Here is a 15,042-nt window from a genome sequence, read left to right as displayed (position 1 = left end):
GGCATGAGCCGGCTGCTGCACCTGTCCGACACCCATTTCGGCACCGAGCTGCCCGCGGTGCTGAGCGCGCTCGAGCGGCTGGTGGCCTGCGTGCGCCCGGAGGTGCTGGTGCTCTCGGGCGACATCACCCAGCGCGCGACCGCCGCGCAGTTCGCCAGCGCCCGCGACTGGCTGGCGCGCCTGCCGGTGCCGCACCGGCTGGTGATCGGCGGCAACCATGACATTCCGCTGTTCGATCTGGCCGAGCGGCTGCGCCATCCCTACCGGCGCCTGAGCGCCGCCTTCGGCGCGGAGCGCGAGCCGCGGCTCGACCTGCCCGACTGGCAGGTGCTGACGCTCGACACCACCCGCTGGTGGCGCCACCGCGACGGCACGCTCTCGCGCAGGCAGATCGCACGCACCGCCGACGCGCTGCAGGCGGCCGCACCGGGCCAGATCCGCGTGGTCGTCACCCACCATCCGCTGCAGGTCACCCGCAGCGGCGACGAGGTGCACCGCCCGACGCATCACCGCGAGGCGCTGTCGGCCTGGGCCGGCGCCGGGGCCGACCTGCTGCTGAGCGGCCACATCCATCTGCCGGCCGTCGTGCCGGTGGCGGTCGAGCCGCTGCCCGCGCCCCCGGGCGCCGAGCCCCGGCCGCCGCGCCGGGTCTGGAGCATCCAGGCCGGCACCGCCGTCTCGCGCCGCCTGCGCGAGGGCATCCCGAACACCGTGATGCTGCTGGAGGCGCTCTCCGGCGAGCGCCACGGCCGGCTGTGCCGCTGCGAGACCTGGCAGTGCCCGCCCGAAGGCGGCGCCTTCCGGCGCGTGGCCTCGCAGCTGCTGGCGCTGTCGCCGCTACGCGGCTGAAGGCGCCTGCTCCAGCCACAGCACCGCCCCGTCGGCCAGCGACTCGCGCAGCACGATCTCGCCCGGCTGCAGCCGGCGCGCCGCCGGTCCGAGCTCGCGCGCCAGCCGCCCGCCCTCGCCGGCGCGCACCACATGCAGCGTCAGCCGGCGGCCGTCCAGCGCCAGCCGCAGCGTCGCCTGCGGCCAGTGCGGCGGCAGGCAGGGCTCGAGCGCCAGCGTGCCGGCGCGCAGCTTCAGGCCGCAGAAATGCTCGAGCGAGGCGCGCAGCAGCCAGGCGGCCGAACCGGTGTACCAGCTCCAGCCGCCCCGCCCGGCCCACGGCGCCTGGCTGTAGGTGTCGCCCGCCATCACATAGGGCTCCAGCGCGTACAGCGGCCCGAGCCGGGCATCGTTCCAGCGGTGCGCCGGGCTCAGGCCGGTGTAGACCGCCCAGGCGCGGTCGGCCTGGCCGAGCCGCAGCATCGCCATCAGGCCCCAGACCGCCGCATGGCTGTACTGGCCGCCGTTCTCGCGCACGCCCGGCGGATAGGCCTGGATGTAGCCGGCGTCGGGCTGGTGGTGCTGCAGCGGCGGGTCGAGCAGCACCAGCAGGCGGTGCTCGGCGTCGAACAGGCGCGTCCAGGCGCTGTCCATCGCCTGGCGGGCGCGCTGCGCGTCGCCCGCGCCCGACAGCACCGCCCAGGCCTGCGCGATCAGGTCGATGCGGCATTCGTCGTCCGCCGCGCTGCCCAGCGGCGAGCCGTCGTCGAAGAAGGCGCGCAGGTACCAGCGCCCGTCCCAGGCGCGGCGCTCGAGCGCCTGCGGCCAGCCCTGCAGCGCCTGGCGCCAGTGCGCGACGCGCGCGGCGTCGCCGCGGGCCTCGGCCCAGGGCAGCGCCAGCCGCACCACCTCGCACAGGAACCAGGCCATCCAGACCGACTCGCCGCGGCCCTGGTGGCCGATGCGGTTCATGCCGTCGTTCCAGTCGCCGGTGCCCATCAGCGGCAGGCCGTGCGGGCCCAGCCGCAGGCTGCGGTCGATGGCGCGCGCGCAGTGCTCGTAGACGCTGGCCGGGGTGCCGCCGACCTGCGGCGTCTCGAACAGATCCTCCGCGCCGGGCGGGATCTCGCCGCCGATCAGGAAGGGCAGCCGGCGGTCGAGCACCGCGGTCTGGCCGGTGCGCTCGATCAGGCGCGCGCAGGCCAGCGGCAGCCACAGCAGATCGTCGGAAAAATGCGTGCGCACGCCCGCGCCGCCCGGCTCGTGCCACCAGTGCTGCACGTCGCCGGCCTCGAACTGGCGCGCGGCGTGGATCAGGATCTGGCGCTCGAGCAGCTCCGGCGCCAGGTGCGTCAGCGCCATCGCGTCCTGCAGCTGGTCGCGGTAGCCCATCGCGCCACCGGCCTGGTAGAAGGCGGCGCGCGCCCACATCCGGCACGCCAGCGTCTGGTAGGGCAGCCAGCGGTTGGTCAGCATGTCGAACAGCGGGTCCGGCGTCTCGACCGTGACCTGGCCGAGCAGCGCGTCCCAGCGCTGGCGCGCCTGCGCGGCGCGCTCGTGCGGATCGCGCTGCCGGGCCTGCCTGGCCAGCGTCCGCGCCGCGGCCAGGTCCTCGCCGTGGCCGAGCAGCAGCACCAGCTCGACCGCGCGGCCGGGCACCAGCTCGACATCGAGCGCCAGCGCCGCGCAGGCGTCCAGCCCGGCGCCGCTGCGCCCGCCGGGCTGCTGCGGCAGGCGCATGCGCCCGTGCGCGTCGAAGAACTCGGTGCGGTCGCAGGTCCAGCCGGCCGGCTGCACCGCGTCGGCGTCCTGCGCGCGCGCCGGCTGCAGCAGCACGAAGGCGGTCGCGCCGCCCTGGCCGCCGAGGTGGTCGAGCTGGGTGCAGGCCAGCACCGGCCCGCCCGGGCCTTCGGGCTCCAGCATGCCGGTGCGCAGCGACAGCCGCTCCTGGCGCGCCGAGCCCATCAGCCACTCGACCCAGCCGGTCAGCCGCACCCGGCGCGCCGGGGCGCCCGGCGCCAGCGTCAGCCGCAGCAGGCTCTGGCGCAGCGGCGCCTCGGCATCGACCACCACCTGCAGCAGCGTGTCGACCGCGCCGAAGCGCTGGCCGATCTCGCTCCAGCCCTGGCCGTGGCGCACGCGGCGCAGCCCGCCGCCGTCGAGCGTGCGGCCGATCCAGCGCGCGCGGCCGTCCTGCTGCGGGTCGACCAGCAGCAGACCGTCGGACGGCGGATCGAGCAGCGCGTCATTCGACCAGGCAGTGATCATGTGCATGCGGCTGTTGCCGGCCCAGACATGCCCGCCGCCCGCCTCCGACACCAGCGTGCCGAAGCCCGGATTGGCCAGCACGTTGATCCACGGCCGCGACGGATGACGCTGTGCGTCGACCTCGAAGGCAAACGCGCCGGTGTCGGTCTCGAACCGGCCGTCCGGGGGCTCCGCGGCGGCCGCGGGAGCCGCGCCGGACGCCGGCGGCAGCAGGTCCGCCAGCGGCCAGGCCGGCTGCTCGCGGCGCTGGCGGTCCTGCTGCGCCAGGCGTGCGGTCCAGCGCTGCATCTGCTGGCCCAGCGTGCGGCTGTCGGCCTGCAGGTGCAGGCGCGCCAGCGTCTGCAGCGTGAACAGCTCGTCCTCGGTCAGCGCAGCGCGCGCCAGCGCATGCAGCGTCGAGCGCCGCACCGCTGGCAGCGCCGGGTCCTGCTGCGCCTGATGGCGCTCGCGCATCAGGTTGAGCTCATGCTGGACCGGGCTGAGGTAGGACGCCGGCTCGGTGTTGACCACCACCAGGTCGACCGCCAGGCCGCCCTGCGTCCACAGCCGCAGCGCGCGCTTGAGCGTCTGCACCAGCGCCAGCCCGGCCAGGTCCGACACCGTCGCCAGCAGGATCGGGCGGTCGCCCGAGATCGCGTGGCGCCACAGCAGGCGCCGGTCGCAGCGCAGCGCCGGCGCGCCCGGTCCGCCGCGCGGCGCCTCGCGCGACAGCGGCGCGGTCAGCGCGGTGGTCAGGCGCAGCAGCGCGGCCCAGCTCTCGGCGTCGAGCTGCATCTCGCGCAGCCGGATCGCCGCCATCGTGTGCGACATCGCCGCGACCCGGTCGACGATCGTGGGCTGGCGGTACTTGTCGACCAGCGCATCGAGCTGCTCGCGCGAGGCCGCCGCCGCGGTGGCGAAGGTCAGCCGCACCCGCGCGCCCGGCGCCAGCGTCAGCCGCACGCCGATCGCCGCCACCGGGTCCAGCCCGGTGTCGAGCGCACCGCCCGGCCCGGCCGGCTCGGCGCCCTCGGCGGCGCGCGGCCGGTGCGGCTCATGCCAGCGCCCGAGCCAGCGCGCGCGGTCGGTGGTGAACTGCGGCGGCTCGTCGAGCCCGGCCGGCGCACCGGCGAGGAAGTGAACCGCGTGCACCTCCGCCTCGCCCTGCAGCCGCGGCTTGCGGCGCAGGTGAATCGCCGCGTCGCCACGGTCGACCGCCGCCTCGACGAAGAGATTGGCGAAGGCCGGATGCGCCTCGTCGGCGCGCGGCTCCGACAGCGTCGCCTCCAGGCTCGAGACCAGGCGCAGCGGCAGCGGTCGATCGCCCAGATTCTCCAGCTCGACCTGGCGCAGCTCGAGATCGTCCTCCGGGCTGACGCGCACCTCGACGCGGCTGAGCAGGTCCGGGCGCTGCGCCTCGAACACCACCCGGTCGCCGTCGAGCGTGGTGCGGTAGCGCGCCGACGGATCGGGCGCGGGCATCGCGGTCAGCGTGGTCGGCGCCGAGGGCGGGCCGTCCTCGCGCATCAGCCACAGCACCGTGCCGGGCGAGCCGCGCAGCGCGTCGTCGCGCCAGCGGCTGATGCCGACGCCCTGCCAGCGGCTCCAGCCGCCGCCATGCGCGCGCAGGCCCACGCTGTAGCGGCCGTTGCCCAGCAGCTGCGTCGCCACCGGGCCGTCCTGCGGCACCTCCACCGTCAGCGAGGTGCGCTCGATGCGCAACCGGCGCGGCGGCGGCAGCGGCAGCGGCTCGCCCAGCGGCGGCGCCTCGCGCGGGGGCGCCTCGTGCAGCAGCGGCCGCACCGCGCGCATCAGCGCGTCGCGGCCCAGCCAGCGCCGCGGTGCCTCGTCGAGCAGCACCACCGCCAGCGCCACCAGCGACATACCCTGATGGTGCGCCATGACGGTGTCGACCCGCACCGGCTCGCCGGGCCGCTCCTGGCGCGAGACGGTGAAGTCCAGCGCCTCGATGAAGCCCAGCGGGCCGCGGGCCTGCAGGTCGCCCAGGCGCTGCAGGTTGGCCATCGCCTCGGGCAGGTCGACCATCAGCGCCATCACGGTCGCGTAGGGCGCGATCACGCGCTCGTCGGGCGGGGTGCGCCGCAGCGCCAGCCGCGCCGCGCCCTGCGGGCCGTACTGGTAGGCCAGCGTGTGGTCGCGCGCCGCATGCGCGGACTCCGACACGCCCCAGGGCAGGCCGTCGCGTGCGCCCTGCGCCCGCTGCTCCCGCACCGCCGCGTGGGCGGCCTGGTCGAGCACGCTGCCCTGCGGCTCGTCGAGCACCAGCGAGGGCATCAGGTACTCGAACATCGAGCCCGACCAGGAGCGCAGGCCCACCTGGTCGCCGATCGCCGCGAAGGGCCGGCCCAGCGCCGACCAGTGCCGCACCGGCACGTCGCCCTTGGCGATGGCCAGCAGGCTGGTCAGGCGGCATTCCGAGGCCAGCAGGTCGTAGTGGCTGCCGTCGAGCTGGCCGCTGTCGGCGCGCAGGCCGATGTGCAGCAGCCGGCGCACCGGATCGAAGAGCATCGCGTAGTCGGGCGCCAGCGCCAGCGTGCGGCAGCGCGCCGCCAGCTCGCGCAGCCGGCCCTCCAGCGAGGCCGGCGCGCGCAGGTCCTCCAGCAGCGCCTCCAGCGTGTCGAGGTGGTCGCGCAGCAGCCACAGGCTGCGCTCGTCGCCGCCCGGGGCATCGACCTCGGGCACGCGCTGCCACAGCGCGTCGAGCTCGGTGCGGGCCTCGGCCAGCCACTGCGGCAGTAGCGCGAAGTCGGCCTCGTCGACCGGCGGCAGCTCGCGCATCGGCGCCAGCTGCGCCAGACGATGCGTCACCCGTCCGGCCAGCAGCGCCGGCCGCAGCGGCGCCAGGCGCTGCGCCGATTCGCCCAGCGCCAGCCGCAGCATCGGCTGGCCGTGCCAGAGCTGCGGCTGCGTCGCCAGCTCCTCGCAGGCGCCGGCCACCGCCAGCAGGTGGCCGCCGAGGTTGCCGCTGTCGACCGTCGAGACATAGGCCGGCGGCAGCACCGCGAGCGTGCGGGTGTCGTACCAGTTCAGGAAATGGCCGCGGTGGCGCGGCAGGCGCTCCAGCGTCGACAGCGTCGCGTCGAGGCGGCGCACCATGTCGCCGACGCCGATGAAGCCGAAGGCCCGCGCGGTGGCCACGCCCAGCAGGTACATGCCGATGTTGGTCGGAGAGGTGCGCGAGGCGATCATCGGCTGCGGGCTGAGCTGCAGGTTGTCCGGCGGCAGGTGGTTCTCCTCCGCCGTGACGGTGCGCAGGTAGAAGCGCCAGGTGTCGCGCGCCAGATGGCGCAGCGACTGGCGCACCGGCTCGGCCAGCGGCGCCGGCGGCGGCCCCGGCACCCGGGCACCCCAGGCGACCCAGACCGGCGCCAGCGCCCACAGCAGGGCCAGGCCGAGCGCCCAGGGCAGCGTCGCCGCCGGGCCGGCCAGCGCCAGCGCGCCCGCCAGCGCGGCGGCGGCCAGCGTCGTCGGCGCGTGGCGGCGCGCCAGCGCCGGCAGCGCGGTGCTGGCAGCCGCGGCCGCAGACGCCGCGGTCGTCCATTCCAGCAGGCGCCGGCGCGACACGCACTGGCGCCACAGCGCCCGCGCGATCGCGTCCAGCGACAGCAGCGCCTGGTCGAGCAGCAGCGCCAGATGCCAGGCGCCGGCCCCCAGCGCGCGGCTCATGTCCGCCAGGCCGCGGCGCCAGAACAGGCCCAGCGAGATGTCGTCGCGGCTCGGCGCCAGACCGGCGACCGTGCCCAGCAGCGGCCCGATCGCGTGCGCCAGCAGCGCCAGCAGCAGCACCCGGCCGGGCGGCAGCACGCCGGTGGCCAGCGCCAGCACGATCAGCGCCAGCGTCGCCGGCGCCACCAGCGAGCGGCGCAGGTTGTCGACCATCTTCCAGCGGCTGATCAGCGCCATCGGCCAGCGCCGCGGCGCCAGCAGGAAGGGCAGCAGCTGCCAGTCGCCGCGGGTCCAGCGATGGATGCGCGAGGCCGCGACGTCCGGATGCCCGGGCGCGTCCTCCACCAGCGTCACATCGCTGACGCCGGCGCAGCGTGCGATCGCGCCCTCGAGCAGGTCATGGCTGAGCACATGGCCTTCGGGCAGGCGCGCGCCCAGCACCGCGTGCAGCGCCTGCACATCGAGCAGGCCCTTGCCGGTGAAGGTGCCCTCGCCGTGCAGGTCCTGGTAGATCTCGGAGCTGGCGGCGCTGTAGGGATCGATGCCGCCCTGGCCGGCGAAGAGGCGGTGGAAGCGGGTGCGCGCGGCGCGGGCCGCCAGCGGCAGCGCCACCCGCGGCTGCAGGATCGCGTGGCCGGCGACGACGCGCCGGTGCTGCGCGTCAAGGCGCGGCCGGTTGAGCGGATGCGCGGCGATGCCGACCAGCTCGAGCAGCCGCCCCGGCGGCATGTCGGTGTCGCTGTCGAGCGTCATGACATGGCGCACCGGATGGCGCACCTGCGTCAGAGCGTCGAGCGCCAGGAAGGGCGAGGCGGGCGGCACCGCGCCGCGGCCGGCCTCGTCGAGCCAGCCGACGAGCTGCTCGAGCTTGCCGCGCTTGCGCTCGTGGCCGATCCAGCGCGCCTCGGTGCTGCTGTAGCGGCGCATCCGGTGCAGCAGCAGGAAGCGCGGCGCGGCTGGCGCGTCGCGGTCGGCCGCACCGCCGGCCGGGCCGTGCACCCGGTTGAGCGTGCGCAGCGCCTGCTCGGCATGCTGCAGCAGCGCCTCGTCGTCGGCGGCATGCGGCGTGGAGGCGTCGGCCCAGTCGCTCAGCAGCGCGTACTGGACCTGCGGATCGCGGGTCGAGAGGTGATGCTGCTCGAGCTGCGCGACCAGCTCGTCGGTCTGCGCGTCGGACGAAAGCATGCACGGGATGACCACCAACGTGCGCCGCTGCGGCCCCAGGCCCTCGTCGAGCGCCAGCCGCGGCAGCCGCGCCGGGGGCACCGACTCGCTGATCAGCCGGTTGACCAGGCTGACGACCAGCTCGCTGACCGGAAAGGCCAGCAGCAGCGCGGTCAGCGCCAGCAGCCCGGCCGACCAGGGCACGGCGGCCGCGCCATGCGGCATCAGCCAGGCCACCATCAGCAGCGTCGGCAGGCCCAGCGCCGCCAGATGCAGGCCGGCACGCCAGCGCCGGCTGGCGGCCAGCCGCTCGGTGAAGCCAGCCGGCGGCAGGCCGAGCGCCTGGCGCAGCGCCTCGCGCCCGGCGCCCAGGCACCAGTGGCCCGGCGCCGCCTCGGGCGCGTCCGGCGCCGGCGCGGCGTCGACGCGGCGCATCAGCTCGGCGGCGACCCGCGATTCGGGCAGGCCGCCGTCGAGCGCCAGCTGCTCGACCGCGCGCAGCGTCTCGTCCTGCGTGTCCTGGCGCTCGGCGGCGAAGACCGGCGAGCGCGCCAGCGTGCGCACCGTGACGCTGACGCCGGCGATCAGCTCGCGCCACTCCAGCCGGTCGATGCCGCGCAGCGAGGTGATGGCATTGCGCACGCTCTGGTGGTCGCGCGTCATCTCGTCGTGCAGCTGCGCCTGCGCCGCGGCCGGGTCGGGCAGGTGCGTGTCGAGCCAGACCTGCAGCCCGGCATGCAGCGCATGCGGCACGTCGGCCTCGCGCAGCGACAGCTGCAGCGCGAAGGCCTGCAGCACGCCGCGGCGCGACAGCGCCTGGCCCAGGTGCTCGAGCTCGGCCAGCGCCGCCGGCGCATGCGCCTGCTCGAGCCACGAGTGGGCGCGCTCGCGTGCGTCGAGCATCGCCGCGGTGCGCTCGGCCAGACGGCGCAGGTTCTCGATCAGCACCAGGCGCAGCGTCGTCGGCAGCGCCCACAGCTCCGCCAGCGACAGCTCGCGCTCGCGGTCATAGGCCTGCAGGCAGGCGCACAGCAGCTCGGCGTCGAGCCCGCTGTCGCTGTGCGCGACCCAGGCCCAGGCGATGCCGTAGATGCGCGGCAGCCCGTCGAGCGGCTCGCCACACAGCACCGGCAGCCGCGCGAAGTAGCGCGCCGGCAGCTGCCGGCGCACCTCGTTGACCTGCTCGTCGATCAGGCTGGCGTTGTCGAGCAGCCATTGCGCCGCCGGCCCGAGGTTCAGCCCGTCGCGCGACAGGCGCTCCAGCGCCGCCACCGCGCCGCGGATCACCGCGATGTTCTCGTCGAGCCGCGGGAAGAAAGGCACCGCGGCCGGCGCACGCACCGCACGGCATTCGTGCGAGAGCGCCAGCCGCGCGGCGTGCTGCTCGAAATGGCCTCGCCCGAACAGCACCGAGCGGATCGGCGGCTCGATCGGGAGGGGAACGGGGGCCGCGGTCGTCTCGACCGCCTCGCTCGCCGCTGCAGCCATCCGTCAGGACCAGGAAGCCGCCAGCGGCAGCACCGCCACCGCGACCATCACGGTCGTCACGAAGCGGCCGGCCACGCGCGCATGGACCCGCTCGGCCAGGCAGCCCAGCGCGAACATCGGGCCGCGCGCATGGCGGCACTGCCCCAGATGGGCGCGCAGCGTGTGCAGATGGTCTTCAAGCAGCAAGGCGGGGGTCAGGGCGCTGGCCGGTCGCGTCGGTGTCATGGAATCTCCCTGGCGTGTCGTGTTGGATGTCGTTCCGGATGTCGTGTCGGATGAGGTCGGGTCAGCCCTTGGCGACAACCAGGCGGTTGTCGACCGCGACCACGCCCTTGACCGCCCGGGCCAGATCGCTGGCACGGCGGCGCGAGCTGTCGTCCGGCGCCGTGCCCTTGAGCTCGACGCGGCCGTTCGAGGTGTCGACATCGATCTTCAGCGCGCTCAGCTTCGGGTCGCCGGCCAGCGCGGCGTTGACCGCGACGGTGATGCCGGCGTCATCGACGCTGGCGCGGGCTTCGGCGGTGGCTTCCTTGGCGTCGGCCTTGACCTCGGCGGCCGCATCGCGGGCTTCCGCCTTGGCCACTTCGGTGCGCTGCTCGGCCGCGGCGACAGCGCCGTCGATCTTCTGGCCGACGGTGCGATCGTCATCCGGCTTGCCGCAGGCGGCCAGCGCCAGACCCAGCACCGCCGTGGCGGTGAGGGTCAGCAAGCGGCGGGCGGCGGGGGTCGAGAGGGAGAGCATGTGGGAGAGGCGGGAGGCGTTGCGCGGGGTGTTCATGTCGGGCTCCTGGAATGGGGGCGGGGGTGGGTTCCCGCCTGCGCGGGAATGACGGGAATGGCGGGGAACGAAGGGAGTGGCGTGGAACGACGGGGCTGCCGGGGCGACTCAGGCCGGGTCGTCGCGGGCATCGGCGCGGGCCGGCAGGCACAGCGCCAGCAGGGCACCGGCGGCGGCAGCCAGCGCCACCGCCTTCAGCGGCTCCTCGCGCACCCAGGCCAGGGCCTCGTCCTGCATCCGGGCCAGCAGGCCGGACAGGTCGGGTCCGGCCGACGGATCGAGCGGGCTCGGCGGGCCGACAGGATCGACCGGATCAAGCGGATCGGAGTTCATGCGTCGTCCTGCGTCAGGTGCGGCGGATCAGGCCCATCACGAAGCTGACCAGCGCCATGACCAGGAAGACGATGAAGAGGATCTTGGCGATGCCGGCCGCACCGGCGGCGATGCCGCCGAAGCCGAACAGCGCGGCGATCAGGGCGATGACAAAGAAGACGACGGCGTAGTGCAGCATGGCGGGCTCCTGGGGCAGAAGGTGATTCCGGGGGTTCGGGGGGTGCCGGCGATGCGCCGGGCATGGAGCCACTTTAGGAACGCCACCGGCCTGCGACCATCGGGCCGCAGCCGCGTCGCGGTGTGGGCCTGAGGGCGTGCGCCCTGTAGGAATGCGCCGACTGCGTCGGCCGCACATCGGCCCTAAACTGCGTGAAGCCGTTCACGCGCCACCGCGCTCGGCACCGAATCCACCAGGAGAGCCCCATGATCCGTGTCGCCATCGTCGACGACCACGCCATCGTCCGCGCCGGACTGAGGCAGTTCTTTTCCGAGCAGGTCGACCTGCGCGTGACCGGCGAGGCCGCCAACGGCCGCGAAGCGGTCGATCTGGTGCGCCGCGGCGAGGTCGACGTGATGGTGATGGACCTGTCGATGCCCGAACACGGCGGCGTCGACGCGCTGGCCGCGATCCGCGCGCGCGCACCCGATCTGCCGGTGCTGATCCTCAGCGGCTTTCCCGAGACGCACTACGCCACCACGCTGCTGCGCCAGGGCGCCAGCGGCTATCTGAACAAGGAATGCGATCCGGAGGAGATCGTCCGCGCGATCCGCACCGTCTACCGCGGCCGGCGCTACATCACCGCGCCGGTGGCCGAACTGCTGGCCGACAGCCTGGGCGGCAACCCCGACAAGCTGCCGCACGAGCAGCTCTCCGAGCGCGAGTTCCAGGTCTTCCTGCGGCTGGCCAAGGGCGAGACCATCGGCAACATGGCCGACAGCATGTCGCTGAGCCGTCAAGACCGTCAGCACCTACCGCACGCGGGTGATGGAGAAGATGAAGCTCGAGTCCAACAGCGACCTGACCTACTACGCGCTGAAGAACGGCCTGATCGTCTGACCCGGCCACGCCGGGCCGGGGGCCTCAGGCCTCGCGGTCGCGCAGCGCCGCCTCCAGCGCGTCGACGAACATCGCCGCCACGTCGAAGCCGGTCTGCTGGGTGATCTCCTGGAAGCAGGTCGGGCTGGTGACGTTGATCTCGGTGACGCACTCGCCGATCACGTCCAGGCCCACCAGCAGCAGGCCGCGCGCGGCCAGGATCGGGCCCAGGTGCTCGGCCAGCTCGCGGTCGCGGCGCGACAGCGGCTGCGCCACGCCCCGGCCGCCTGCGGCCAGATTGCCACGCACCTCGCCGCCCTGAGGAATGCGCGCCAGCGCGAAGGGCACCGGCATGCCGCCGATCAGCAGGATGCGCTTGTCGCCCTGCGCGATCTCCGGCAGGAAGCGCTGCACCATGATGGTGGTGGCGCCGTCGTCGGTCAGCGTCTCGATGATCGAGCCCAGGTTCATGCCGTCCGGGCCGACGCGGAAGATGCCCATGCCGCCCATGCCGTCGAGCGGCTTGAGAATGATGTCCCGGTGCTCGGCGTGGAAGGCGCGGATCGCCTCGGGCTGGCGGGTCACCAGCGTCGGGCCGATCAGCTCGGGAAACTCCAGGATCGCGAGCTTCTCGGGATGGTCGCGCAGCGCGGACGGCCGGTTGAAGACCCGCGCGCCCTCGCGCTCGGCCTGCTGCAGCAGGTGGGTGGCGTAGATGTACTCGGCGTCGAAGGGCGGGTCCTTGCGCATCAGCACCGCGCCGGTCTCGGCCAGGACGCATTCGCCCTCGGCCAGCACCTCGAACCAGTCGGCCTGCTCGCGCCCGGTCAGCGCCAGCGTGCGCGCACGTCGCGCCACGACGCGGTGGCCGCGCACCCACACCAGATCGCTCGGCTCGCAGACGATCAGGCGGTGGCCGCGCCGGGCGGCCTCGCGCATCATCGCGAAGGTCGAGTCCTTGTGGGTCTTGAACGTTTCGATCGGGTCGGCGACGAAGAGCAGGTCCATGGTCGTTCAGGCCGCGGGCGCGGCGCTCGGGTGGGGTTCGCGGCAGTGTTGCACAGGCCGCGCGGCCCTGCCGTGACCCGGCTCAGCCCGCGCGCAGCCGCATCACCGCCACGCACAGCGTGCCGGCGACCACGCCCCAGAAGGCCGAGCCGATGCCCGCCATCGACAGGCCGCTGAGCGTGACCAGGAAGGTCACCAGCGCCGGCTCGCGCCAGGTGAGATCGCCCATCGCCGCAGCGAGCCCGCCGCCGATCGTGCCCAGCAGCGCAAATCCCGCCACCGCCAGCACCAGCGCCTTCGGGAAGGCGCCCAGCAGACCGGCCACCGCGCCGGCCGCCAGCCCCACCGCCAGATAGAACAGCCCGGCCATCACCGAGGAAGTCCAGCGCCGCGCCGGATCCTCGTGCGCCTCGCGGCTCATGCAGATCGACGCGGTGATCGCCGCCAGATTGAGCGCGTAGCCGCCGAAGGGCGCCAGCAGCAGCGTGGCCACGCCGGTGGTGGCGATGACCGGCGAGACCGGCGTGTCGTAGCCGGCGGCCTTCTGCGCCGCCACGCCGGGCAGGTTCTGCGAGGCCATCGTCACGACGAACAGCGGCAGCGCGACGCTGAACAGGCCGCGCCAGGTGAATTCCGGTGCCATCCAGACGGGGGCGCCCAGGCGCCAGTCGACCGCCTCCAGGTGCATGCGCCCGGTGCCGGCGGCCACCAGCAGGCCCGTCAGCAGCACGCCCGGCACCGCGTAGCGCGGCCACAGCCGCCGCCCGAGCAGATAGGCCAGGAACATCGAACCCACCAGCAGCGGATCGCCCGGCATCGCCGCGAAGGCGTCCAGCGCGAAGCGCGCCAGCACGCCGCCGAGCAGCCCGGCGGCCAGCGGCTGCGGAATGCGGTCCATCACCCGCGCGAACAGGCCCGTCGCACCCGACAGCGCGATCAGCAGCGCCGAAACCACGAAGCCGCCGATCGCCTCGGGCAGCGTGACGCCGGCGGCGGCGCTGACCAGCATCGCCGCGCCCGGCGTCGACCAGGCGGTCAGCACCGGACGGCGGTACCAGAGGCTCAGGCCCAGGCTGGTGAGCCCGGTGCCGACGCAGGTGGCCCAGATCCACGAGGTCACCTGCGCCGCGTCGGCGCCGAGCGCCTGCGCGGCCTGGAAGACGACGACGATGGAGCTGGTCACGCCGACCAGCATCGCCACGAAGCCGGCGACCACCGCCGACACGGAGAGGTCGCGACCGAAGGCCGTCAGGCGGTTCACTGCGGCGTCCGGGCGGGCATCAGAAGGTGTAGCCGTCCTCGGCCTTCACGTCGCCGATCTGCTCGAGCAGGCGCGCCAGCGGCGTCAGCACCGAGTAGCGCATCGCCACATGGTGCGCGTAGCGCCAGACCAGCGGCAGGTCCTTCAGGTAGCCGTCCTTGCCGTCGCGGTGGGACAGGCGCGCGAAGATGCCCAGCACCTTCAGATGGCGCTGCAGGCCCATCCACTCGAGGTCGCGCCAGAACAGGCCGAAGTCCTCCTGCACCGGCACGCCGGCCTTGCGGGCACGCTCCCAGTAGCGCGCGGCCCAGTCGATCTGGATCGCCTCGTCCCACTCGATGTAGGCGTCGCGCAGCAGCGAGACCACGTCATAGGTCACCGGGCCCCAGACCGCGTCCTGGAAGTCGAGAATGCCGGGCCGGGTCGCGTCGCCCTCGGCGTTCACCATCAGGTTGCGGCTGTGGAAGTCGCGGTGCACCAGCACGGCCGGCTGGGCCTCGCAGGTCTTCAGGATGAGCTCGAAGCATTTCTCCAGCTGTTCCTTCTGCCTGGCGTCCAGCGTCACGCCGCAGTGGCGCGCGACATACCACTCGGGGAAGAGATCGAGCTCGCGGCGCAGCAGCGCGCGGTCGTAGGCCGGCACCTGCGCCTGCGCGTCGATCTTCTGCAGCCCGATCAGCGCGTCGAGCGCGCCGCGGTACAGGGTGTCGGCCGCCTTCAGGCCCTCGCGGGTGGCGAAGTCCTGCGCCTGCAGCTCGGCCAGCAGCGTGCGCGCGCCCAGGTCGGTCAGCAGCAGGAAGCCCTGCGCCTCGTCCCAGGCAAGCACCTCGGGCGCGTTCAGCCCGGCCGTGCCCAGCAGGCCGGCGACCTGCACGAAGGGGCGGCAGTCCTCGTGGCTGGGCGGCGCGTCCATGATGACCAGGCTGCGGCCGGAGCCGTCGGCCGCATCGACGCGGAAATAGCGGCGGAAGCTCGCGTCGGCGCTGGCCGGGCGCACGCTGGCGGCGTCCAGGCCGTGCGCGGCGGCCTGCACGGCCAGCCACTGCGCGAAGGCCGCGCGGCGCGCGTCATCGCTCCAGGCGATCTCGGTGGAGGAGGACGACGGAGCGGGCGAGGTGGGCAGGGAATCGGCGGTGGTCACGGGCGGAACGGGGCTGCGTGAAATAATCGGCTGATTCTAGCGAGCCGCCCTTGCCGCCCCTGCCGACTTCC

The 15,042-nt window shown here is 74.4% G+C and carries 9 protein-coding genes and 1 pseudogene; 2 read left to right on the top strand and 8 right to left on the bottom strand.

All coding sequences use genetic code 11. The annotated features are described in order from the left end of the window. Nucleotides 1–3: 3 nt before the first annotated feature. Nucleotides 4–849, top strand: a complete 846-nt coding sequence (locus NFT33_RS06035) for a metallophosphoesterase family protein (RefSeq protein WP_251673895.1) — start codon at nucleotides 4–6, stop codon at nucleotides 847–849. Here the strand turns inward: NFT33_RS06035 and NFT33_RS06030 are convergent. The 5 genes from NFT33_RS06030 to NFT33_RS06010 all read right to left on the bottom strand — a co-directional run bounded on the left by NFT33_RS06030 (nucleotide 838) and on the right by NFT33_RS06010 (nucleotide 10,703). Beyond that, nucleotides 838–9,414 (bottom strand): GH36-type glycosyl hydrolase domain-containing protein, encoded by an 8,577-nt coding sequence (locus tag NFT33_RS06030; protein ID WP_251673893.1) that lies wholly within the window; start codon nucleotides 9,412–9,414, stop codon nucleotides 838–840. The genes NFT33_RS06035 and NFT33_RS06030 overlap by 12 nt on opposite strands. A gap of 3 nt (nucleotides 9,415–9,417) precedes the next feature. Next, entirely contained in the window at nucleotides 9,418–9,639 is a 222-nt protein-coding gene (locus tag NFT33_RS06025) for a hypothetical protein (protein ID WP_149504782.1), read from the bottom strand. 61 nt (nucleotides 9,640–9,700) lie between these two features. Next, a complete protein-coding gene (locus NFT33_RS06020; RefSeq protein ID WP_251673891.1) occupies nucleotides 9,701–10,192 on the bottom strand; it encodes a BON domain-containing protein in 492 nt (163 codons plus the stop codon). Nucleotides 10,193–10,300: 108 nt separating this feature from the next. Further along, a complete protein-coding gene (locus NFT33_RS06015) occupies nucleotides 10,301–10,525 on the bottom strand; it encodes a hypothetical protein (RefSeq protein ID WP_251673890.1) in 225 nt (74 codons plus the stop codon). 13 nt (nucleotides 10,526–10,538) lie between these two features. After that, nucleotides 10,539–10,703, bottom strand: coding sequence for a DUF1328 domain-containing protein (locus NFT33_RS06010; protein ID WP_149504784.1), 165 nt, complete (start codon nucleotides 10,701–10,703; stop codon nucleotides 10,539–10,541). A gap of 245 nt (nucleotides 10,704–10,948) precedes the next feature. Here NFT33_RS06010 and NFT33_RS06005 point away from each other — a divergent pair. Further along, a pseudogene (locus tag NFT33_RS06005) lies at nucleotides 10,949–11,582 on the top strand (response regulator). 24 nt (nucleotides 11,583–11,606) lie between these two features. On the opposite strand, the gene gshB reads toward NFT33_RS06005, so the two are convergent. The 3 genes from gshB to NFT33_RS05990 all read right to left on the bottom strand — a co-directional run bounded on the left by gshB (nucleotide 11,607) and on the right by NFT33_RS05990 (nucleotide 14,971). Beyond that, nucleotides 11,607–12,569 (bottom strand): glutathione synthase, encoded by a 963-nt coding sequence (gene gshB / locus NFT33_RS06000; protein WP_149504786.1) that lies wholly within the window; start codon nucleotides 12,567–12,569, stop codon nucleotides 11,607–11,609. Nucleotides 12,570–12,651: 82 nt separating this feature from the next. Then, nucleotides 12,652–13,821 carry a benzoate/H(+) symporter BenE family transporter gene (locus tag NFT33_RS05995; protein ID WP_149505384.1) on the bottom strand — a complete coding sequence of 390 codons (1,170 nt, stop codon included), beginning with the start codon at nucleotides 13,819–13,821 and terminating at the stop codon, nucleotides 12,652–12,654. Between the two features lie 28 nt (nucleotides 13,822–13,849). Further along, the gene (locus NFT33_RS05990) at nucleotides 13,850–14,971 is read right to left on the bottom strand and encodes an aminoglycoside phosphotransferase family protein (protein ID WP_251673888.1); all 1,122 of its coding nucleotides are present in this window, start codon (nucleotides 14,969–14,971) and stop codon (nucleotides 13,850–13,852) included. Nucleotides 14,972–15,042: the final 71 nt, after the last annotated feature.

This window comes from Sphaerotilus sp. FB-3, from assembly GCF_023706025.1.
GTDB classification, from domain to species: Bacteria; Pseudomonadota; Gammaproteobacteria; order Burkholderiales; family Burkholderiaceae_C; genus Sphaerotilus; species Sphaerotilus sulfidivorans.
The sequence above is the reverse complement of the archived record's forward strand: the minus strand, read 5'-3'. Positions and strand labels throughout refer to the sequence as shown.

Excerpts from the sequence above, each read along its gene's own strand:
- NFT33_RS06035 (WP_251673895.1), top strand. The coding sequence starts at position 4 with ATGAGCCGGCTGCTGCACCTGTCCGACACCCATTTCGGCACCGAGCTG.
- NFT33_RS06030 (WP_251673893.1), bottom strand. The coding sequence starts at position 9,414 with ATGGCTGCAGCGGCGAGCGAGGCGGTCGAGACGACCGCGGCCCCCGTT.
- NFT33_RS06025 (WP_149504782.1), bottom strand. The coding sequence starts at position 9,639 with ATGACACCGACGCGACCGGCCAGCGCCCTGACCCCCGCCTTGCTGCTT.
- NFT33_RS06020 (WP_251673891.1), bottom strand. The coding sequence starts at position 10,192 with ATGAACACCCCGCGCAACGCCTCCCGCCTCTCCCACATGCTCTCCCTC.
- NFT33_RS06015 (WP_251673890.1), bottom strand. The coding sequence starts at position 10,525 with ATGAACTCCGATCCGCTTGATCCGGTCGATCCTGTCGGCCCGCCGAGC.
- NFT33_RS06010 (WP_149504784.1), bottom strand. The coding sequence starts at position 10,703 with ATGCTGCACTACGCCGTCGTCTTCTTTGTCATCGCCCTGATCGCCGCG.
- gshB (WP_149504786.1), bottom strand. The coding sequence starts at position 12,569 with ATGGACCTGCTCTTCGTCGCCGACCCGATCGAAACGTTCAAGACCCAC.